Origin of the sequence: Corynebacterium hesseae (genome assembly GCF_037850265.1) — a bacterium.
Lineage (GTDB): Bacteria > Actinomycetota > Actinomycetes > Mycobacteriales > Mycobacteriaceae > Corynebacterium > Corynebacterium hesseae.
Genome location: NZ_CP137211.1, coordinates 434,649 through 455,812 on the forward strand (window position 1 = coordinate 434,649; position 21,164 = coordinate 455,812).

Annotated in this window: 21 protein-coding genes; 20 read left to right on the forward strand and 1 reads right to left on the reverse strand. The window is 63.5% G+C overall.

Annotation, left to right across the window (positions count from 1 at the left end; translation table 11 throughout):
- From eccCa to R3O64_RS02215, 11 genes are all read left to right on the forward strand, one after another.
- On the forward strand, positions 1-3,678 hold the full coding sequence (gene eccCa, locus R3O64_RS02165) for a type VII secretion protein EccCa (RefSeq protein ID WP_339017196.1): 3,678 nt from the start codon (positions 1-3) through the stop codon (positions 3,676-3,678).
- 45 nt (positions 3,679-3,723) lie between these two features.
- Positions 3,724-4,854 (forward strand): type VII secretion-associated protein, encoded by a 1,131-nt coding sequence (locus tag R3O64_RS02170; RefSeq protein WP_070565024.1) that lies wholly within the window; start codon positions 3,724-3,726, stop codon positions 4,852-4,854.
- A 178-nt stretch (positions 4,855-5,032) separates the two neighbouring features.
- A complete protein-coding gene (locus R3O64_RS02175) occupies positions 5,033-5,350 on the forward strand; it encodes a WXG100 family type VII secretion target (protein WP_070521640.1) in 318 nt (105 codons plus the stop codon).
- 71 nt (positions 5,351-5,421) lie between these two features.
- Entirely contained in the window at positions 5,422-5,709 is a 288-nt protein-coding gene (locus tag R3O64_RS02180) for a WXG100 family type VII secretion target (protein ID WP_070521638.1), read from the forward strand.
- 433 nt (positions 5,710-6,142) lie between these two features.
- Positions 6,143-6,586 carry a 50S ribosomal protein L13 gene (gene rplM / locus R3O64_RS02185; protein WP_010189505.1) on the forward strand — a complete coding sequence of 148 codons (444 nt, stop codon included), beginning with the start codon at positions 6,143-6,145 and terminating at the stop codon, positions 6,584-6,586.
- Positions 6,586-7,122, forward strand: coding sequence for a 30S ribosomal protein S9 (gene rpsI, locus R3O64_RS02190; RefSeq protein WP_070521636.1), 537 nt, complete (start codon positions 6,586-6,588; stop codon positions 7,120-7,122). The genes rplM and rpsI overlap by 1 nt, the downstream gene beginning before the upstream one ends.
- Before the next feature lie 163 nt (positions 7,123-7,285).
- Positions 7,286-8,629 carry a phosphoglucosamine mutase gene (glmM, locus tag R3O64_RS02195; RefSeq protein ID WP_070530775.1) on the forward strand — a complete coding sequence of 448 codons (1,344 nt, stop codon included), beginning with the start codon at positions 7,286-7,288 and terminating at the stop codon, positions 8,627-8,629.
- A 140-nt stretch (positions 8,630-8,769) separates the two neighbouring features.
- Positions 8,770-9,081, forward strand: a complete 312-nt coding sequence (locus R3O64_RS02200) for a hypothetical protein (RefSeq protein WP_070521594.1) — start codon at positions 8,770-8,772, stop codon at positions 9,079-9,081.
- Positions 9,081-10,772 carry a zinc metalloprotease gene (locus tag R3O64_RS02205; protein WP_339017197.1) on the forward strand — a complete coding sequence of 564 codons (1,692 nt, stop codon included), beginning with the start codon at positions 9,081-9,083 and terminating at the stop codon, positions 10,770-10,772. Before R3O64_RS02200 ends, R3O64_RS02205 begins: the two co-directional genes overlap by 1 nt.
- Positions 10,772-11,029: a hypothetical protein gene (locus tag R3O64_RS02210; protein ID WP_339017198.1), complete on the forward strand. Its 258-nt coding sequence runs from the start codon at positions 10,772-10,774 to the stop codon at positions 11,027-11,029. Before R3O64_RS02205 ends, R3O64_RS02210 begins: the two co-directional genes overlap by 1 nt.
- A 54-nt stretch (positions 11,030-11,083) precedes the next feature.
- A complete protein-coding gene (locus tag R3O64_RS02215) occupies positions 11,084-11,350 on the forward strand; it encodes a hypothetical protein (RefSeq protein WP_143334262.1) in 267 nt (88 codons plus the stop codon).
- Positions 11,351-11,420: 70 nt separating this feature from the next.
- Here R3O64_RS02215 and R3O64_RS02220 read toward each other — a convergent pair whose 3' ends face one another.
- Complete coding sequence (locus R3O64_RS02220) at positions 11,421-12,242, reverse strand: dienelactone hydrolase family protein (RefSeq protein WP_070685178.1); 822 nt, start codon at positions 12,240-12,242, stop codon at positions 11,421-11,423.
- 106 nt (positions 12,243-12,348) lie between these two features.
- On the opposite strand from R3O64_RS02220, the gene glmS reads away from it, so the two are divergent.
- From glmS to R3O64_RS02265, 9 genes are all read left to right on the forward strand, one after another.
- Positions 12,349-14,220 carry a glutamine--fructose-6-phosphate transaminase (isomerizing) gene (gene glmS, locus R3O64_RS02225; protein WP_144014232.1) on the forward strand — a complete coding sequence of 624 codons (1,872 nt, stop codon included), beginning with the start codon at positions 12,349-12,351 and terminating at the stop codon, positions 14,218-14,220.
- A gap of 25 nt (positions 14,221-14,245) precedes the next feature.
- Positions 14,246-15,352: an alanine racemase gene (gene alr / locus R3O64_RS02230; RefSeq protein ID WP_339017532.1), complete on the forward strand. Its 1,107-nt coding sequence runs from the start codon at positions 14,246-14,248 to the stop codon at positions 15,350-15,352.
- Positions 15,342-15,806 carry a tRNA (adenosine(37)-N6)-threonylcarbamoyltransferase complex ATPase subunit type 1 TsaE gene (gene tsaE / locus R3O64_RS02235; RefSeq protein ID WP_070530761.1) on the forward strand — a complete coding sequence of 155 codons (465 nt, stop codon included), beginning with the start codon at positions 15,342-15,344 and terminating at the stop codon, positions 15,804-15,806. The genes alr and tsaE overlap by 11 nt, the downstream gene beginning before the upstream one ends.
- A 1-nt stretch (position 15,807) precedes the next feature.
- On the forward strand, positions 15,808-17,400 hold the full coding sequence (locus R3O64_RS02240; protein WP_339017199.1) for an aspartate:alanine exchanger family transporter: 1,593 nt from the start codon (positions 15,808-15,810) through the stop codon (positions 17,398-17,400).
- 70 nt (positions 17,401-17,470) lie between these two features.
- Positions 17,471-18,040 (forward strand): hypothetical protein, encoded by a 570-nt coding sequence (locus R3O64_RS02245; protein WP_143334265.1) that lies wholly within the window; start codon positions 17,471-17,473, stop codon positions 18,038-18,040.
- Entirely contained in the window at positions 18,040-18,732 is a 693-nt protein-coding gene (gene tsaB, locus R3O64_RS02250) for a tRNA (adenosine(37)-N6)-threonylcarbamoyltransferase complex dimerization subunit type 1 TsaB (protein WP_143335871.1), read from the forward strand. The genes R3O64_RS02245 and tsaB overlap by 1 nt, the downstream gene beginning before the upstream one ends.
- The gene (locus R3O64_RS02255) at positions 18,729-19,223 is read left to right on the forward strand and encodes a GNAT family N-acetyltransferase (RefSeq protein WP_193634196.1); all 495 of its coding nucleotides are present in this window, start codon (positions 18,729-18,731) and stop codon (positions 19,221-19,223) included. The genes tsaB and R3O64_RS02255 overlap by 4 nt, the downstream gene beginning before the upstream one ends.
- The gene (gene tsaD, locus R3O64_RS02260; protein WP_070563766.1) at positions 19,217-20,269 is read left to right on the forward strand and encodes a tRNA (adenosine(37)-N6)-threonylcarbamoyltransferase complex transferase subunit TsaD; all 1,053 of its coding nucleotides are present in this window, start codon (positions 19,217-19,219) and stop codon (positions 20,267-20,269) included. The genes R3O64_RS02255 and tsaD overlap by 7 nt, the downstream gene beginning before the upstream one ends.
- A 78-nt stretch (positions 20,270-20,347) precedes the next feature.
- Positions 20,348-20,776 carry a hypothetical protein gene (locus R3O64_RS02265; RefSeq protein ID WP_070563768.1) on the forward strand — a complete coding sequence of 143 codons (429 nt, stop codon included), beginning with the start codon at positions 20,348-20,350 and terminating at the stop codon, positions 20,774-20,776.
- Positions 20,777-21,164 lie beyond the last annotated feature (388 nt).

The window sequence follows — 21,164 nt, forward strand, 5'->3', positions numbered from 1 at the left end:
ATGCGCGTACCCACACGCGTCGTGGACACTGGGCAGCCGGCCTATCGGGAGCCGGCACCGCCGTTGCCGCAGGGCAGCATCAATGCCGAGGCCGTGCCGGAGGCGGCTCGCGCTCAACCCGTGCCACTGGTTCGCCTGCTTATGCCGCTGGTCATGATCGCGGCCATGCTGGGCATGGTGGCGCTCATGGTCATCGGGGCGGGGGACGCCCGCCGGATGAGCCCCATGAGCCTCATGTTTCCGCTCATGATGCTGGCCAGTATGGCCATGATGTTTAACCCGCAGGGAGGCGGGCAGGATCCGGATGAGACCCGCCGGACTTACCTGCGCCACCTCAAGGCGCTGCGGGAGGAAGCGCTGGAGCGCGGGGCGGCGCAACGCGCGCATGAAGAACACCGCAACCCTGACCCTGAGCAGCTTGGCGCATTGATTCCGACAACGCGCCTGTGGGAACGGGACGCGGATGCCCCGGACGCCTTGGAGGTGCGGGTGGGGACGGGGCCGATGGCCCTGTGCACGCCCATTAACGTGCCGGATTCGGGCGCGGCGGAGGACCTCGATCCGGTGTGCGCGGTGAGCTTGCGCCAGACCGTGCGCGCGGTGGGAACGCTGGCGGACATGCCGGTGGTCATCCAACTGCAAGCCTTTCCCATCGTTGGCCTGGCCGGCGAGGATGCGGCCGGGGTTGCCCGCGCGCTGCTGCTACACCTGGCCGTGCTGCACGGTCCGGAAACCGTGGGCATTGAGTACCACGGTGAGGAGTGGGAGTGGCTGAAGTGGCTTCCGCACGCCAGGGATCCGGCCCAAGCCCAGTTCCGCATCCGCGTTGTTGAGGAGGACCAGGCAAGCGGTGTTGCCATGCCGCGCAGTGACGAGCTGGAGGATACCCCCACAACCACCATCGCCGTGGGCGTTACGCCTCATTCGCCGCTCGGGCGCCGCGCTGAGGAAGAAGGCATCTACCTGCGGGCGGAGGGCGCGCTCTCCGTGGTTACTGCCGCGGGGGAGGAGGAGCTGGGACGCTGTGCGCTTGTCGACGATTCCACGGCCCTCCTGCGCGCCCGTACGCTTGCGCCCTATCACCGCCCCTTTGGCAGTGATGCTGCGGCAGCGCCCCGGCACGGTCGCGATGCGGACTTGCCCTCGTTGTTGGGCTATCGGGACGTGGATGCGCTTCAGGCCTCCGGCATGTGGCAGGGACGCAGCCCGGCTGAGCGGCTACGTGTGCCCATCGGCGTGGACGAGTCCGGGCACGCGCTGATGCTTGATGTGAAGGAGTCCGCGCAGGGCGGGATGGGGCCGCACGGTTTGTGCATTGGTGCCACGGGCAGCGGAAAGTCGGAGCTTCTCCGGACACTCGTCGTAGCGCTGGCCGCCACCCATAGCCCGGAGGAGCTCAACCTCGTGCTCGTTGATTTCAAGGGTGGCGCAACCTTCTTGGGCTGTGAGGAGCTGCCGCATACCTCCGCCGTCATTACCAATCTGGAGGAAGAATCGACCCTGGTGGAGCGCATGTATGATGCCATCTCCGGCGAGATGAACCGCCGCCAGGAGCTGCTGCGCAAGGCGGGCAATTTTGCGAACGTGGGCGAATTCAATGCCTCGGCTGCTGCGGTGGCCGAGCACGGACCGCTGCCGGCGTTGGTCATCGTGGTGGATGAGTTCTCGGAGCTCTTAGGCCAGCACCCGGACTTCGCCGAGCTCTTCGTCGCGGTGGGAAGGCTTGGCCGCTCGCTCCATGTGCACCTGCTGCTGGCCTCCCAGCGCTTGGAGGAAGGGCGCTTGCGGGGATTGGATTCGCACCTGTCCTACCGCATCGGGTTGAAGACCTTCTCCGCGGGGGAGTCCCGCCAAGTTCTCGGCGTGGTCGATGCCTATCACCTCCCCGCCCAGCCGGGAGCCGGCTACCTCAAGACGGATGCCGATGCCCCTACTCGCTTCCACGCCTCCTATGTGTCTGGCCCGGTCACGCGCCGGGTAGCGCCTGATGATTCTGAAATGAATGCGCGGCACGCCGCGCGCGTGGAGCTTTTCACAGGGCAGCGCGCGGTGGAAGAAGAGCTCGGCTTTGCAGAGCTCGTAGATTCCTCGAGCACGCTCCTGGACACCGTGGTGGCCGCCGCCCGGGATGAGGCTGCTCGGCGTGGCCAGTCGGCGCGAAGAATCTGGCTGCCTCCCCTGCCGCCCGTGGTGGAGCTGTCCAGCGTTGCCTCCTTGCGGGAAGATTCTCCCGGCGCGGGCGGAGAGTTGCGCGCCGAGGTGGGGCTTATTGACCGCCCCTACTACCAGCGCCAAGACCCGCTCACCGTGGACTTTAAGGCAGGAGGTGGGCACCTGGCGTTGTGCGGTGGACCGCAGTCGGGTAAGTCGATGGCGCTGCGCAGTATCGCCTCCGGTCTGGCGCTGCGGCATTCGCCGGGACAGGTGCGTTTCTATGTCATTGACCTGGGCGGCGGGCAGCTGCAGGTGCTGGACCGGCTGCCCCACGTGGCGGGGGTGGCCGGCCGTGAGGAGCCGGAGAAAATCCGTCGCATCGTTGATGAAGTTGCCGGCCTTGTGCGTCGCCCGGAGCCCCGCCACACCTTTTTAATCGTGGACGGCTGGCACCACATCGGCACCTCCGGCGCGGATTTTGAGGACCTTGCTGAGCCGATCACCCAGCTGGTCGCCGACGGCGCCTCCGCCCGCGTCCACGTCGTGATCGCTGCAGCGCGGTGGACGAGCCTGCGGCCGTCTATTCGGGATCTCATCGCGGCCCGTATCGAGTTGCGGCTGGGCGAAGCAATGGATTCACTCATCGACCGCAAGGCGCAGCAGAAGCTCCCGGCAACGCCCGGACGGGGAATCACACCGGCAGGGGAAAACCTGCTTTTTGCCTCAACGTCCCCGCAAGACATCGCCCACATCTGCGGTGTGCATGCTGGTGCCGAGCCGGTTCCACCGCTGAAGATGCTGCCCGCCTTTCTCACCGAGTTGCCCGAGCCAGAAGACGGCTCGCCACCGGACGGGGTGGCCTGGGGAATCGGCGGGCCGGACCTCGAAGTCCTTAGCTGGGATCCGGCCGCGCAGCCGCACCTGGTGTGCATTGGCTCCCAAGGCTCCGGCAAATCGAACTTCCTCAGCGTAATCCTGGCCGGAATTAGCCACCTGGGCAGGGAAGCCGCCCGCCTGGTGGTCATCGATGAGCGCCGTGCACATTTGGGGACGTTGGATGAGGAGATGGTGGCGGCGTATGGGGCGTCGGCAAGCGCGGCCACCCAAGCCATCCTCGATACCGTGCGCACCTTGGAACAGCGCCTTCCCGGCCCCGAGGTCACCCCCGCCCAGCTTGCAGCGCGCAGCTGGTGGGAGGGGCCGGACATCTACCTGGTTATCGACGACCTCGACCTGGTCAGCGACATTGCCCTGGCACCCCTGCTCGAGCTCCTCCCGCACGCCCGCGATGTGGGGCTGCACCTGGTGCTTGCGCGCAAAGCCGGCGGCATCGGGCGCGCGATGTTTGGGCAGTTCCTCTCTGCGGTGCGGGACCTGCAGCCGGCGCTGCTGCTTCTCGACGCCGACCGCGACGAAGGCGCCATCTTCGGCATCAAGCCAACAGCGCTGCCGCCAGGCCGCGGCCAATGGGTCCTGCGCGGCATATCTCAGGGCTTGGCGCAGGTGTGTGCCGAGCGCCGATAGTTCACACAACCCACCACAGACCACACGCAACAAAGGAGACAACCAATGACCGCGACGCACGCACTGCGAACACCGACAACCGCGCCAGAGACCACGCTGATCGTCACGGTGCTCGATGCCGCCACAATTTATGAAGGCCCGGAAACGATTTATCGCTATGACCTGCCCGGCACGGGAATCGCCGAGGGGTGGGCGCTGGAGGCCGTCCTTGACCAGGCAGAAAAAGTCTGTGGGGCGGAATGGCCGGACGTCACCGTTGAGGTGGTAGCGGATCCATCCGGAACGGATGTCAGTGTCGAAGCTGTGAGTATCCTGCGCCGGCAACTCGCTGGTGCCGGTGCGACGGTCCTAGAGCCAGAACCATCGCCGCCGCCGGCACCGGTTGTAACCGGCACATCACAGGCTGCTTCCCGCTCGGCGGTGGGGGAGCAACAGTACGACTATGACGGTGCGAAGGAGATAACTGCTGAGCGGCCTCGGGCAGCTCGCCGTTTGCGCTCCCATCGCGCGGCGCAATCCCGTTGGACGGCGCTTTTGGGAGGCGTCGATCCCTTCTACATCGCGATAGCGGTCATGGTGGTTGTCGTCGCCGGGGTGTCCTGGTGGGCGGTGGGGCGCAAGGATGCGGCCGTGGCGGCGTCGACTTCCGAACAGGTGGATGAGAGCGCGTCTGTGGCTGCCGGCGCGCCGGGTACGGCCGCAGCACCCGATGGGGATGAGCGCCCTGGGGGTGCTGCAGCGGAGGTGGAGTCCGGGGGAGCCGGTAGCACGCAGCTGCGCCCTGGCCAGCAGGCCATCGAGGTGGAAGGGATGTCCCTGGTACTCCCGCAGGGATTCCGCACCAGCGTGGAGGATGGACTTGTCACTGCGGCCGGCGAAGACCCCAATTTGCGCATCCTTTTGGCAGCTGATCCGCTCTTCAATGTCCCCGTCGACGTCCTCTTCGCCGAGATTAAAGGACAGATCGACTCCGATCCCGCCCTCCGTGATCCGGTCGAGGAATCTGGGCGGCTGACGTATACCGAGGACCCTGGAGACGGTTCGCAGGTGACGTGGATGATGTGGGAAGACAAGGGCCATCAGATGTCCGTGGGGTGCCACACCAAGTTTGAACCCAACGTGGTGCAGAAAGCCGCCTGCCGGATGGCTGCGGAATCTCTGGTCAAAAAGGAGTAGGAGGGAGCACGCCTCGAAGCTAAAAGATTTTTGAACGCGGCGGGAACCGATGAGCCACTAGCTCAGTCCAATAAGGGTGAGAAGGACACAGGGTGCTTCTCGGGGGGAAAGAAACACACACCAAGCCCTTGGAAAAGGGATATACCCCAGGTAGGGAACAAGACAGAAAGAGAAGAACATGACTCAAACGTTCCGCACAGAAGCCGACGTAATGGTGGCCACCGCCGGCCGCGTCGACTCCACCAATGACGAGGTACAGGGTGAGCTCACCCGTCTGCAGGGTGTTGTGGATTCCGTTCGCGGCAGCTGGGCAGGCCGCGCGCAGGTTTCCTTTGACAACCTGATGCAGCGCTACAACTCCTCCGCGCAGCAGCTGCGTGAAGCGCTGACCGCCATCAGCGAAAACATCAGGGATAATGCCCGCAACTTCGACACGGTTGAGGCGGATAACGCCCAGTCCTTCGAGAACGTCGGCGGCGCGGGACTGGCCTTGTAGCGCTAGCTGCGTTCACGGACTACAGCACACGTTGAATTACACACGAGCACACAGAAGATAAGGAACACGCAATGTCTGGAATCAAGTATCAGTTCGGCGCCATCGCCGGCGCCGCAGCCGACATCAACTCCACCTCCGGTCGCATCAATGGACTCCTCGGTGACCTGAAGGCCACCCTGCAGCCGATGGTATCGACCTGGGAGGGAGATTCCGCTGCGGCATATAACGCGGCGCAAGCTAAGTGGGATAAGGCGGCCGCCGAGCTCAACACGGTGCTGGCGACCATCTCCACCACGGTCTCCCAGGGCAACGACAACATGAGTGACGTCAACCGTCGCGCTGCCGCCAGCTGGGGATAAACCGACCCGGCTGTGAGTCTTGAACTGGGTGGGTGAGCTTTTTCTTTAACACCATTCACCACCATGAGTGATGAGCGGTAGGTAGGAAGGCGCGGAGGCTAGGAAAGGAAGGCGCAGGGAATGGAAGGGCTGGACGCGCCGCCTTGACTCAGCTTCCACCGCCCGCCCAGTGAAGGCGCCGGTATCGCTTCTCATCAACGTTTCTGTCTCTACCCCCACCCCGAATGAATTGAGGTGGAGGCGTTGGTGAGGGGCGATATCGGCGTTTTGGGTTTTCAAACTGCTGCGTACTAAAGTGAAACACCTATGTGTCCGCACCCCGTCGTTAGTGGGTGCGCGCGGGCTGCAGGTCTCCACCGGCCGCTGTATGTACCGCGTCAAGGCTTACATAGCGATGGCCGGCAGTTCCGAGACAGACTTTCAAGGAGTCATTTTGTCTACTTTCCACCCGAAGAGCGGTGACATCACCCGCAAGTGGTACGTCATCGACGCTACCGACGTGGTTCTGGGCAAGCTCGCTTCCACCGTGGCTGACATGCTGCGCGGCAAGCACAAGCCCCAGTACGCACCGAACGTTGATTGCGGCGACCACATCATCATCCTGAATGCGGACAAGATCCACATTTCTTCCAACAAGCGCGAGCGCGAGATGCGCTACCGCCACTCCGGTTACCCGGGCGGCCTGAAGTCCATGACCCTTGGTCAGTCCCTGGACGCCAACCCGGTCCGCGTTATCGAGGAAGCTGTGAAGGGCATGATGCCGCACAACAAGCTTTCCAACGCCTCCATCAAGAAGCTGCACGTTTTCGTGGGCGAGGAGCACCCGTACGCCGGCCAGAAGCCGGAAACCTTTGAGTTTAAGCAGGTGGCACAGTAATGACCGAGCAGAACATCGACAACAATGTAGCCGACGCTGCCGACATCGCTGCAGCAACCGCCGCTACCGAGGAGTTCACCAACACCATCGGTGATTCCCTGGCAACCGATACCGAGGCTGAGGTTGAGACCGCTGCCCCGGCTATCCACGAGGGCCCGATCCAGACCGTTGGTCGCCGTAAGCGCGCCATCGCTCGTGTTCGCCTCGTTGCTGGTTCCGGAAACATCTCCGTCAACGGCCGTGCCTTTGACGAGTACTTCCCGAACAAGCTGCACCAGCAGGACATCCTGCAGCCGCTGACCATCCTTGAGCGCGATGGCCAGTTCGACATTAAGGTCACCGTCAACGGTGGTGGCCCGACCGGCCAGGCCGGCGCTCTGCGTCTGGCTATCGCCCGCGCACTGAACGTCTACAACCCGGCTGACCGCCCGGCCCTCAAGAAGGCCGGCCTGCTCACCCGTGACGCTCGTGCCGTGGAGCGCAAGAAGGCTGGTCTGCACAAGGCACGTCGTGCCCCGCAGTACTCCAAGCGTTAATCTTCGCGCACTGCATTTTTCGAAAGCCGCTGCTTCCCTTGTATGGGGGCGGCGGCTTTCGCTATGCGTAGGGCCTGCACAACGTGAAGCCGCGAGTCATAGACAGACATCGTTGGTGGCCCGATCTGCGGAAGCTATGGGGTAGCAGGCATAATGAACAACTATGACTCGACTTTTTGGAACCGATGGAGTTCGCGGCTTAGCGAACAAGAAGCTCACTCCGATCCTGGCCTTGCGCTTGGGACAGGCGGCTGCGGAGGTATTGACCTCGGACCGCGAGTCCTATGAGCGTCGACCGCTCGCGATTATCGGGCGCGATCCGCGCGTGTCGGGTGAGATGCTGGATGCGGCGATCGCATCGGGCTTAGCATCGCGTGGCGTCGACGTCGTACGCGTCGGCGTGCTGCCTACCCCGGCTATCGCGTTCCTCACCGATGACTTTGGGGCAGATCTCGGCGTGATGATCTCCGCCTCCCATAACCCGATGCCGGACAATGGCATCAAGTTCTTCTCCGCGGGCGGTAAGAAGCTGCCTGATGAGGTGGAGGATCGCATCCAGGCTGCCATGGGAAGCCTCACCGAAGACGGACCTACTGCGACCAAGATTGGTCGCATCATTTCGGAGGCCCCCGACGGCCGCGAGCGCTACCTCAAGCACTTGGCCGAGGTCGTGACCACGGATCTGAGCGGCATCAAGGTTGTCGTCGATACCGCTAATGGTGCTGCCTCCAAGGTGGCACCGCAGGCCTACGAGGCTGCGGGTGCTGAGGTCATTGCCATTCACAACAAGCCCAATGCTTTCAACATCAACGAGGACTGCGGTTCGACGCACATCGAGAAGACCCAGGAGGCCGTCGTCGAGCACGGCGCCGATCTGGGCTTGGCTCACGACGGCGACGCTGACCGCTGTTTGGCCGTGGATGCCGAGGGCAACGTTGTTGACGGCGACCAGATCATGGCGATCCTCGCCGTGGGCATGAAGGAAGACAACGATCTCCGCTTCAACACCTTGGTGGCTACCGTCATGTCGAACCTGGGCCTGAAGCTGGCCATGCAGGAGCAGGGCATCGAGGTCAAGGAAACCGCCGTGGGTGACCGCTACGTGCTGGAGGAGCTCAACCGTGGCGATTACTCCCTGGGCGGCGAGCAGTCCGGCCACGTGGTGTTGCCGGATGACTGCACCACTGGTGATGGCACTCTGACTGGCCTGTCCATCATGGCGCGCATGGCGAAGTCCGGGAAGTCCATCAAGGAGCTGGCCTCCGTGATGACGGTATTGCCGCAGGTGCTCATTAACGTTCCGGTGTCCGATAAAGCCGTCATTCTTAAGGCTCCTGAGGTCAAGGAAGCTATCGCTGCCGCCGAGTCGGAGCTTGGAAACACAGGCCGCGTTCTGTTGCGCCCGTCCGGCACGGAGGAGCTCTTCCGCGTCATGGTGGAGGCTGCTGAAGAGGAGCAGGCGCGCAAGGTGGCGGGCAAGCTCGCTGCGGTTGTTGCTGCAGTCTAGTTCTACGCACCCACGCTAAACCCCGGGCCATGTGGCCTGGGGTTTCGTGTTTTGTGGGTGATGGGGGAACCGGAGGGGAGGTTTCTCAGTCCAATAAGGGCAGGAATCACTGTTTGTTGTGGACGAGAAGGAGGGCGCTCATGCCCGACGTATTTTTTGATGAGGACGAAGCCACGCGGCTTCTCGACGCCGTCGTGGACCAAACCCGCGCCCAAAGTGACGCGCATCGTGGGGACAGACCGAACTTTCCCGCGTCATCCGCGGGCAGGGACTTCGGCGGGCATGGGGCGCAGATTCAGGCGTTGCTGAGCCAGCTGCATGAGCGCGGAGCGTGGCGGTTGGACAACATATCGGCCACAGCGGATGCTGCACGCGCACAGCTGCGTGCCTTCGGGGAGATCGACCGTGGTCTTTCTAGCCAGCTTGGTGAGCAGGAAGTGGGGATGAACTGATGTCCACGATGGTCAAGTCACTTTTGGGTGATTATTCACAGGCGGTGTCCCAGTTCCAGGCCGCTAGCTTAGGCGGCTACTCCGGACCCAGCACACCTATTGGTTTGTTGGGGGACATGGTGGGTTCGGTCGATGGGATAAAACCGGATGACCTGGTGAGCAGTACCGCATCGGCGATGGGCGCTCGGCGCCCGCGGCGTGGCGGCAATGGTTTGCGAGATTTCCTTTTAGGAACGGTCCTATCGCTGGCCGGGGGAGCGCTCATGGATCACCTGCGCGGCGTGCAGGATGACTTTGAGAAGGAGAGAGACGAAGCCGATGACCTGGTGGAATCCGCGCAGCAGTGCTCCGAGGCCATCGAGGATGTGGTCGATGTTTCCGATTCTGCGGTGGCAGAGCTCATTTCCGCGGTAATTCCACTGCTCAACATCCTGACGATGCTATTGCAGCGGCATCCTCTGGGAAAGGTCATCGTCCCTGAGATAGCGCGCATTGGTGGGGACCTGATCGATCAGACGAATGACACTATTACGCAGACCTGCCGGGACCGCGATACTGCCATCGAGAATTGCTATGGCGAGTTTGAGAGGCGTTGTTCTGAGGTGTGTGAGCGCGAGCTTCCGGAGACCCCGCCGGAACCCGAATGTGGCTGCGAGGACAAACCGAAGCAGTGTGCGCAACCTGCGCCTGAGCCTTGTGCGCCGACGAAGCCAGCCCAGTCCACTGAACCTGTTGCGCCAGCGCAGCCTTCTCCCGCACCGGCTTCTTCCACACCTGCCCCGCCACAGCAACCGGTTGAGCAGGGGGTTGAAAAACCGGTAGCGCCACCGGAGGAACCGGCGCCGACTCGTCCCGCTGCGGCGCAGGAAAAAGAGTGCCCACCGGATGAAGAGAAGCCACAGCCGGCGAAGCCGAGCCAGCCTCCAAGCACACCAATTGAAACCGTAGAGCAGCCCAAGCCGGAATCCACTGCGCCAGAAGCGCAGCACACACCGTGCGGCTGCCATGCGGAGAAAGAAGCGCAGTCCTGCGGTTGCAGTGAGCAGCAACGTGAAATAGAAACCACGAAGCCAGCCGATGCAGGGGTGGAGAGTCCCACCGAACCCGTGCAACAGAAGGTGATTGACTGCCCGGAGGATATGGAGCCGGTGGCTGAGGAGAAGGAGTGCCCTGAGGAACCGGTAGAAGGTGAAGACTGTGAGGCGCCAGAGCAGCCACCAGTTGCGGAGCCGGGTGAGTGCAAGCCTGAAGAATCCTGCTGCGGAAGCTTGGGAATCCTCGGCGTAGGGGTTGCCATCCTGGGGCTGGGCCTCTTGGCCGAGGCGGCTGTGGACTTCATCGAAAACCTGCCGGAGCCAGAACCTGTACCGGAGCCGGTGCCTGAGCCAGAGCCCGAACCCCAGCCAGAACCAGAGCCCTGTCCGCCGCCTGCGCCGGAACCTGCTCCTGACAATGGCGTTACGCCGCCACCGCCGGAGCTGAACAACGTCCCGGAGCCAGAAGCACCGCCGGAGAAGCTTGCACACATGCAAGCAGCGGAAGCACCGGTGCCAGCACCGGACCCTGCGCCAGCACCCGCACCCGAGCCAGCGCCAGGGCCAGCTCCCGCAACTGAGGCCGCACCAGACATAGCGCCGCAAGAAAGCTCAGAGACATCGTCTGTACACGCACGAAAGGCAGGGCAGTGGTAATGCCGCACAATGATTTTGATGAGTTCGCGCGCGGATTCCGCGAGCGCACAGCAGCACGGCTACTGGAATTTGAGAAAGCCATGGCTAAGGCACAGGATGAGCTGGAAAAATCTGCGCAGCGCGCGGCCCAAACCCAAGTGCACCCGGACCCGCAGAGGCGAAGCCCAGCCGCCAGGGGCGTAGCGCACGGCCAAAGCCAGGGGCAGGGGCGGGGCCGCCCGCGCGGTCAAGTGCAATCGGTGCTCAGGCGCGGGTGACACGGAAACCGGGAAACTCCTCTGTGCGCCAGCAGTCTTAGGTGCTACCGTGGCGTGAGTAGCCGCCGCACGTATCAACCAGGGTTCGGAGGGAAAGACCGCATGACAGTTCCTTGGCTTTATGACGTCTTGTGGGGCGTTCTTCCCATGCTGTACCTCTTGGTGGCTTTTGTTGTGCTTGGCATTGAGATTAAATACGACAGAGAAATGGCCCACATAAAGCTGTGGACAGCCGCTCAGTTGCTTCTCCCGGGCATCGCACTTATCGCTTGGCTTTTCATTGAGGTTCCTCGGTTAAAACGACTAAAGCAGGACGGATAAGCGATCGTCCTGCTTTAGTCGGAGTACATGTGCGCCTTGTGGTGCTAGCTCGTCGAAACCTTTCCTGTTGCTAGAAGCCGGCGCGTTTGGTGAGGTCTTCGCCGACGAAGCTCTCGACGCCTTTGGCGGAGGCGTCGGCAGCCGCAAAGTCGTCGTACTTGGATTCGCCAGCGAGGGTGGACAGGAAGAAGCCAGTGACAAGGCCGCGGGCAGTTTCGACTGCGGAACCTTGGAAGAAGCCGGAGCCAAGCGCCAACTTGAAGAGCTTGTCCTCGCTGAAGCCGGACTGCGTGCCCTTAGCAATTTCGCGGTAAGCCACCGGACCGCCCCAGGCGTTGGCCAGCTTCGCGGGGTTTCCCGCGCGGAAGATATCATCTTGGCCCGCGCCAATAACGAGGCCGCGTGCCTTCACGGTGTGTGCGGCCTGAACCGCGGACGGGGAAGTATCGGCGGGGTAGAGGGCCGCGACGGCGCGGACCTTCGGGTTATCCACGGCAGCCAGGGTAGCCACGCCGCCGCCCATGCCGTGGCCAAAGACACCCAGCTTGGAAGCGGAGACCGAAATCTTGCCAGCACCCAGCCTGACGCCGGCGGCAATTTGCAAGGCCGATTCGAGGTCGGCAGCCAAGTCGCGGTGTTTGGCAAAGACGCCCGTCTCCGTATCCGGAGCAACCACCACGATGCCCCAGCTGGCCAAGTGGCGCAGGGTGGCGTGGTAGTCCTTGATGCTCTTCGTCCAGTCGTGGGCAAACGCCACGGCGGACAGGCCCTTGCCCTCAACCGGGGTGTACACCTTGCCCTCAAGCCCTGCATAAGACAGGTCTCCGACGAGGACGCGGTGCGGGCCGCGCTTAGACAACGTACCGAGATGCTTCTTCAAATTCGCAGACACGCTTTACAGAATAGAGGAAAGAATAAGCAAAGCGGTGAACAGTGCGGGAGATTAAGTAGGATCCTTGCGATTCGGCATGTTAAATCATGCTGTAAAATTTCGACCTATGTGTGGAATCGTTGGATACATTGGCCATAACACCGATGGCCGTGAGTACTTTGCCCTAGACGTTGTGCTGGAGGGCCTGCGTCGACTGGAGTATCGCGGCTATGACTCAGCAGGCGTCGCAATGTACGCCGATGGCAAGATCGGCTGGCGCAAGAAGGCCGGAAAGGTCGCCGCGCTGGAAGCCGAAATCGCCGCGCGTCCGCTTCAGGATTCCGTCCTGGGCATCGGGCACACCCGCTGGGCCACCCACGGTGGCCCGACCGATCTGAACGCCCACCCGCACGTAGTGGATGGCGGCAAGCTCGCCGTTGTTCACAACGGCATCATCGAGAACTTCGCCGAGCTCAAGACCGAGCTGGAGGCCAAGGGCCACAACTTTGTGTCCGAGACCGACACCGAAGTTGCCGCCACCCTCCTGGCGGATGTGTTCCACAACGAGGCCGGCGGGGACCTCACCAAGGCCATGCAGCTGACCGGCAAGCGCCTGGAAGGCGCGTTTACCCTCTTGGCTATCCACGCCGAGCAGGCAGACCGCATCGTGGCCGCGCGCCGCGATTCGCCGCTGGTTATCGGCCTGGGTGACGGGGAGAACTTCCTGGGTTCGGACGTCTCCGGCTTCATCGACTACACCAAGTCCGCCGTGGAGATGGACAACGATCAGGTCGTCACCATCACCGCGGATGATGTCGAGATCACCGACTATGACGGCAACCCCGCCCAGGGCAAGCCCTTCGAAATCAAGTGGGACGCCGCCGCGGCCGAAAAGGGCGGCTTCAACTCCTTCATGGAGAAGGAAATCCACGACCAGCCAGCCGCCGTGCGCGATACGCTGCTGGGCCGCCTCGATGAGACCGGCAACCTGGTCCTCGATGAGATTCGCATCGAGGAGTCGGTGCTCAAGTCCATCGACAAGATCATCGTCATCGCCTGCGGCACCGCCGCCTACGCAGGACACGTCGCGCGCTACGCCATCGAGCACTGGTGCCGCATCCCGTGCGAGGTGGAGCTGGCACACGAGTTCCGCTACCGCGATCCGATCGTCAACGAAAAGACCTTGGTTGTGGCCCTTTCCCAGTCGGGCGAGACCATGGATACCCTCATGGCCGTGCGCCACGCCCGCCAGCAGGGCGCTAAGGTGATTGCCATCTGCAACACCCAGGGTTCCTCCATCCCGCGCGAGTCCGACGCCGCCTTGTACACCCACGCCGGCCCGGAGATCGCCGTGGCTTCCACCAAGGCCTTCCTGGCGCAGATCACCGCGACCTACCTGCTGGGCCTTTACCTGGCACGCCTGCGCGGCAACATGTTCTCCGATGAGGTCAACTCCGTCCTCGAGGATCTGCGTGATATGCCGGATAAAGTCCAGGCAATCATCGACAACGAGCAGCAGGTCTACGACTTGGCCAACGCCATGGAGAACGCCAAGTCGGTGCTCTTCCTGGGCCGCCACGTCGGCTTCCCCGTCGCGTTGGAGGGCGCGCTCAAGCTCAAGGAGATCGCCTACCTGCACGCTGAGGGCTTCGCCGCCGGCGAGCTCAAGCACGGCCCCATCGCGCTCATCGAAGAGGGCCAGCCGGTCTTCGTCATCGTGCCTTCCCCGCGCGGCCGGGATTCCCTGCATTCCAAGGTCGTCTCCAATATCCAGGAGATCCGTGCCCGCGGTGCCATCACCATCGTCATCGCGGAAGAGGGCGACGAAGCCGTCGAGGCCTACGCCAACCACATCATCCGTATCCCGCAGGCGCCGACGCTCATGCAGCCTCTGCTTGCCACCGTGCCGCTGCAGATTTTCGCCTGCGGTGTAGCCACCGCCAAGGGCTACGACGTGGACCAGCCGCGTAACCTTGCGAAGTCGGTGACCGTCGAATAGCGCCGCACCCTTAAGTGGCACAATGGTGGGCATGTTGAAAACCACCGTTGACCTCAACGCTATTGCCCACAATGTCGCTCGCGTGAAGGAGGCGGTGGCCCCGGCCCGCCTCATGTGCGTGGTCAAGGCGGATGCCTATGGCCACGGCATCGAGCGTTGCGCCCCGGTCATGGCGAAGGCGGGGGCGGACGCCTTCGGGGTGGCCACGCTGGCCGAGGCCGTGGCGCTGCGGAAGGTCATTGACACCCTCCCCATCGCTGCCTGGCTGTGGGAGCCGACGGAGGACCTCGCCCCGGCCCTAGCCGCCGGAATCCAGATCGGCATCCCTTCTTTGGCGCACGCGCAGGCGCTCATCGCCGCCACTGATGCGCCCACCGAGGTCTTCGTGATGGTGGAGACGGGGATGCACCGCTCGGGCGTCGACAAGCACGCGTGGGAGGAGACCTTCCGCCTGCTTGCCGACGCCCCCCACATCACCGTCCTGGGCCTCATGTCCCACTTTGCTTGTGCGGACGAGCCGGAGCACCCGCACAATGATCATCAAGAATCGGAGTTCCGCCAGGCCCTAGCGCTTGCCCGTGAGCTCGGGCTTGAGTGCCCGCTGAACCATCTTGCCAACTCGCCCGCGGCCTTGACCCGCCCCTCGGCGCGCTTCGAGCAGGTGCGCGTCGGGCTGGTCCTGTATGGGCTCGAACCGGTGGCCGGGCGCGACCATGGGCTGAAGCCCGCCATGACGTGGGAAGCGTCCGTCGTCGCGGTGAAGCCGATTTCGGCGGGGGAGTCCACCTGCTACGGCCTGACCTGGACTGCGGATAGCGACCGTCAACTCGCCACCGTCAGCGTGGGCTATGCCGATGGCCTACCGCGAGCCTTTCAAGGGGCGCTGCAGGTAGGGATCGGCGGCGAGCTCTACCCGCAGGTAGGCAGGGTCTGTATGGACCAGATTGTCGTCGACCTTGGGGCCAATCCCCACGGTGTGCGCGCCGGGGAGACAGCCGTTATCTTTGGCCGTGGCGGCATGAGCGCTACCGAGCTGGCCGAGGCAGCCGGGACCATCAACTACGAAGTACTGTGCCGCCCTACCGGGCGCACCCAGCGCACATACCGCGAAGGAGCTAGCGATGCGCAGTGATTTTCCACACGAAGGACACCGCGAGGCGGCCACTCCGGAGGATGCTCAGGCCTTCGGCGAGGAGCTGGGCGCGGCTTTAGAGGCCGGGGACCTGGTAATTCTTGATGGTCCCCTGGGCGCCGGGAAAACCACCTTCACGCAGGGTATTGCCCGCGGAATGCAGGTGAAGGGGCGGGTGACGTCGCCGACCTTCGTCATCGCGCGCGAGCACCCTTCGCGCGTGGGCGGGCCGACGTTGGTGCACGTGGATGCCTACCGCCTCTTGGATCATTCAGAGGATCCGTTGGGGGAGCTGGACAGTCTAGACTTAGACACCGAAATAGAGGACGCCGTCGTCGTCGCCGAATGGGGCGGGGGCTTCATGGAGCGGCTATCTGACTCGTACCTCGCCGTTACAATCAACCGCGATTCGGACGATGACGTCCGCGTATTCACATGGAAATGGGTGAATTAACGTGCTGGCTTTCCTTGCTGAACAGCCCCTGCTCACGCTTTTTCTGATCATGGCGGTGGGATTAGCCGTCGGCAAGATCAATGTCTTCGGCATCTCGCTCGGCGCCGCCGCTGCGATGTTCGTGGCCCTGGGATTGTCCGCGGCCAACCCGGACATCGTGGTCCCGGCGTTCGTGTATCAATTTGGTTTGGCCATCTTCGTCTATGTCATCGGCTTGAACTTCGGCCGTAGCTTCTTCCAAGATTTCCGCCGGCGTGGATGGAAGATGTCCATGGTGGTCATCGTCTTCTTCTTCGTGTTGGCGGGGCTGACCACCCTGGCGATGCGCATGTTTGATCTGGACCCGGCGATTAGCGTGGGCACGCTGGCGGGTTCGGTGAGCTCGACGCCTGGTATGGCCGCGGTCGTCGAAGCCTTGGGCGGCGATAGCACCCCGGTGGTGGGCTATTCCCTGGCCTACCCGGGCTGCATCATCGGAACCATTCTGGTTGCCGCGATTGGTGCCAAGGTGCTGCGCGTGAACCACATTGAGGACGCGCGCGCCGAGGGCATGATTGCAGAGCCGCTGGAGTGGCGGGCGGTGCGCCTGACCCGTGATTTCGACGCAACGGTGGGGGACCTCCAAGAGGTGACCGGCGAGCGCGTCATCGCCACCCGCCATGTGAACAACCCGCACGAGCACGACCTGGCCTACCCGGAGCTCCCGCTGCGCGCCGGCATGGAATTCCTGCTCAACGGCACAGCGCCCGCGTTGGATAGCGCGATTTCCCAGTTGGGTGAGGAGATCCACATCAACCTTCACGAGGAGGATGGCCTGGTCTACCGGCGCCTGACCGTGTCCAGCCCACGTGTTGCGGGCTATCAGCTCAAGGACTTGGACACCGTGAAGGAAGGCTTCCTCATCGCGCGCGTGCGCCGCGGCGACTCCGACGTCGTGCCAAACGAGGAAACCGTCCTGCACTACTCGGACCGCGTGCGCGTCATCACCGCGCCGGGCAGGCTTGACGACGTCCGCCGTTTCCTCGGCGACTCCGAAGCCAAGCTCGGCAATGTCGATTTGTTGCCCTTTGCCCTAGGCCTCTTCATCGGTCTGCTCTTCGGCGCTATTCCGATCCCACTTCCGGGCGGCACTACGTTGTCCTTCGGTTTTGGTGGCGGCCCCATCGTCGTCGGCCTCATCTTGGGCGCGCTGGGCCGCTCGGGCCCAATTAACTGGCAGCTTCCATTCCACGCGAAGCAGACGATTTCCACGCTGGGGTTGACTTTGTTCTTGGCGGGCGTGGGTACGTCGGCAGGCGGCCAGTTCCGGGATGCCTTGTCGGATCCGACCTCTCTGAAGTACATGGGCGTGGGCATTGTGCTGTCGCTGGTTTCCGCCATCGGCATCGTTGCGGTGTCCATGCTGGCGCTGCGCCTCAAGTTTGATGAGTCGATGGGCATCGCCGCCGGCATGACCACGAACCCGGCGATCATGGCCTACCTCAACCCGCAAACCGGTACTCAGCTGGCAGAGCGCGGCTATGCCACCGTGTACCCCACGACGATGATCGGAAAGATTCTCATGTGCCAGGTCTTGGCCTTGATTATTGTTTGATGGTTGTCGCGTAGGATATCCCCGTACTGTTTATTCCCGCTACCCCCGCGTGAGGAGCTAAAACACCTTTATGAACAAGCTTGGTCAATTCATCACCACTGTCGTTATCGGCGGCTTCGCCGTATTCCTTGCCGCCCTCATCGTGCTGCCGATGGTCCGGCCAGCGCAGGCGGAGACGAAGGAGCCGTCGACCGTTGCCCAGTCCCTGAGCGCGTACCCGAAGAACCTGGACTTCGCCATGTTCATTCCGCAGGATGTGTACGGCCAGGAGTGGGGTGCGGTCGCCGCCGTCTGCCCGGGTGCCACCGAAGATCAGCTCAAGAAGGGCGGCGTGGAGACGAAGAACCTGAACATTGACTTCGCCGACGGGGCCGTGCCTGATGACGTGAACTACATCCTGCTGGCTTCGCAGACCGGTGAATTCAAGGCGGAGAAGCTCCCGCGCGCACAGGTGGACCTGTGTGATGGTCTGCTGCAGCAGCTAAAGTCGCCGGAAGCAGCCAAGCAGGACATCCCGCCGCTGCTGCCGTTCCAGCAGGGCCAGCCGCTGCAGTTTATTCGCGATACCCAGGACTACGTGGATCAGATGGGTAAGAACAATCCCGACTACGTCGACACCGACTGGCACCTCGCAGGCTAATGAAGGTTCTTGCACTCGATACCGCCACCACGGACCTGGTGACGGGCATCGTTGATACCGACACTGGGGAGAGCATCGACCGCGTCATTAGCGGCACGCGCGCTCACAACGAGCAGCTCATCCCCACCATCGAGGAGCTGCTTGCCGACGCCTCCCTGACCTACTCCGACCTCTCCGCCATCGTCGTCGGCACGGGGCCCGGACCGTTTACCGGCCTGCGCGTGGGCATGGCTACCGCTTCCGCTCTGGGGGTGGCTCTTCACCTGCCGGTGCATGGCGTGTGCACATTGGATGCCATCGCGCACGGGCGCACGGGGGAGTGGCTGGTGGCTATCGACGCCCGCCGCAAAGAGGTCTACTGGGCCACCTACGCCGACGGTAAGCGTCTCAGCGGCCCGAACGTGTCGAAGCCGGAGGCCCTGGAACTGGGCGCCGCCGGGGTGTCGGGCGCGGATACCACGCGCCTGGTTTTTCCCGAGTCTATTGCCCCGCGCCTTCCGGAAGAGACCGCCGGCCTTCCCCGCGAGTGGGCTACCCCGCGCGCGGCGGGGCTGGTTGCCTGCGCTGATTTTTCTGCCGAGCCCGAGCCGCTCGTCCCGCTGTACCTGCGGCGTCCCGATGCCGTGGAGCCGAAGGCGAAGCCGCGCTCGGCCGCCTTGGTCGGCGGCATCGGGGAAACACCGGCATCATGAGGTTGCGTCCGCTCGTGCTTGAGGACGCACCCCGCTGCGCCGAACTAGAAAAAGTACTCTTCCCCGGTGAAACTCCCTGGCCGGCGCGTGCCTTCGAGCAGGAAATCGCGGCGGGGCACACCACCTACTGGGCGGTTGACGCAAGCGTCAACCGCGATGACCACAACGACAACCGCGGCGAAGCTCTCGGCTACGCCGGCGTGGGGCGGATGGGGCCCGCGGCCTGGCCGGAATACGAAATCCGCACCATCGGCGTCGACCCCGCCGCCCAACGGCGCGGTATCGCGCGGCTGATGATGGACGCCATCGTCGAGCTCGCAGATTCCCACGACGCCCCCATCTTCCTCGAAGTGCGCGTGGGCAACGATCCCGCCATCCGCCTCTACGAGGCCTATGATTTTGTCATCAACGGCCTGCGCCGCAACTACTATCAGCCCTCCGGCGCGGACGCCCACACCATGTACCGACCACGAAAGAGTGAGAGATGTTAATCCTCGGCATCGAGTCCTCCTGCGACGAAACCGGCGTGGGAATCATCGAGCTGTCTGACAACGGCCACATGGAGATTCGCGCCGACGTCGTCGCCTCCTCCATGGAGCAGCACGCGCGCTTCGGCGGCGTGGTGCCGGAGATTGCCTCCCGCGCCCACCTCGAAGCCATGCCCCAGGTGATGAAGGCGGCGCTGGAGGAGGCGGGCGTCGAGAAGCCAGATGCAGTGGCCGCCACCGTGGGGCCGGGACTGGCCGGCGCGCTCCTCGTCGGGGCGTCGGCAGCCAAGGCCTTCGCCTCCGCGTGGGGCGTGCCCTTCTACGGCGTCAACCACCTCGGCGGGCACGTCGCGGTGGCCAACCTGGAGGGCGAGGAGCTGCCGCACTCGGTGGCGCTGCTCGTCTCCGGCGGCCACACCCAGCTGCTCGAGGTCGAGGCCGTGGGCAAACCCATGAAGGAGTTGGGCACCACGCTTGACGACGCCGCCGGCGAAGCCTACGACAAAGTCTCCCGCCTGTTGGGTTTGGGGTATCCGGGAGGGCCGGTCATCGATAAGCTGGCCGCCCAAGGAGAGCCCACCATCGATTTGCCGCGTGGTTTGTCCAAGGCCGAGGACCTGCGCGGGCCCAACCGCCACAACTTCTCCTTCTCGGGGCTCAAGACGGCGGTGGCGCGCCACGTGGAAAAGGCCGAGCGCGAGGGCGCGACGGTCCAGGTTGAGGACCTGTGTGCCTCCTTCCAGGAGGCGGTGGCAGATGTGCTGACCGCCAAGGCCGTGCGAGCCTGCCAGGACACTGGCGCCAAGGTACTGCTGCTCGGCGGCGGCGTGGCGGCGAATTCGCGGCTGCGCGCGCTGGCAGCGAAGCGCTGCGAATCCGCGGGCATCGAGCTGCGTGTGCCGCGCTTCAAGCTGTGCACCGATAATGGCGTGATGATCGCGGCAGTGGCCGCCCAACTCATCCACGAAGGCGCCGAACCCTCCGGCCTGGCATGCGGGACCGATACGCAGCTTGAGGTGGAAGTGCCGCTCGTGGCTGCTGCGCGCTAGCGGATGCGCAACCCCCGGGGTGCAGGTAGTGTGATGACCGATAATTGCCTCGCTCGCACATAAGGAGCTCACACCGCTATGACCACTGGATTCCTCGTTAACCCCGATCTGTCCCGCCGCACCATCGAGTTTGAGATCGAGCACGCAAATCAATTCCTCGGCGGCACCACCGAGGATCGCGTATCTGTGGCCTTTCAGGATGATGGCCAGACCTACGCGGCGCTGTTTAACCCGAATGCCAAGGCTGAAGGCGCCGACCCGAACCCGGTGGCTTCCCTGGCGCGCAATGCAGCTGCGACCGGCAATTCCGCCTTCTTGCAGGACCCAATCCGTTCCATCTGCGGTCCGGTGATCTTCGTTGCTGCCGACGGTGACGACAAGAACATCGACGAGGTCGCCGAGGCCGTGGAGCACGGTATCCGCGCGGTGAAGAACTACCGCGAGGACAACCCGGAGGAGTACCAGCTGTGGCGTGCGGCTGTGCTGAACTCCCACCGACAGGTCTAAGTTAGACGCGCAGTGCCGGGGTGCTCGTGTACCCTTTAAGAACTCAAAGACGCGACGGCTCGAATAAGCCCGAGCGTCTTTTCCCGTTTTCGGGAGCACGCGCGGTTGCTCGCGACTAAAACCCGGCTGCCGTTGGCTACGCTGCCAAACGCTGCAGAGCTTCCGCCCGTATTAACTGAGGCTGTGGCGGGGATCGTGATAACTCTCGCGCGCGCGAGGGCGGTGCGCCGAAGCGAAGGCCATCACGTTCTCGCGATGGATAATTCTCGCGTCAAGGGACTCGTTCGCGGAGGGCGAACGGGTTATCGGCCCACAACGTTGAGGGCTAGCAGTCGCGCGGGTAGAGTGCTAGGCAGGTTGTTTTGACCCACAGTTGTTCACCCGCGAC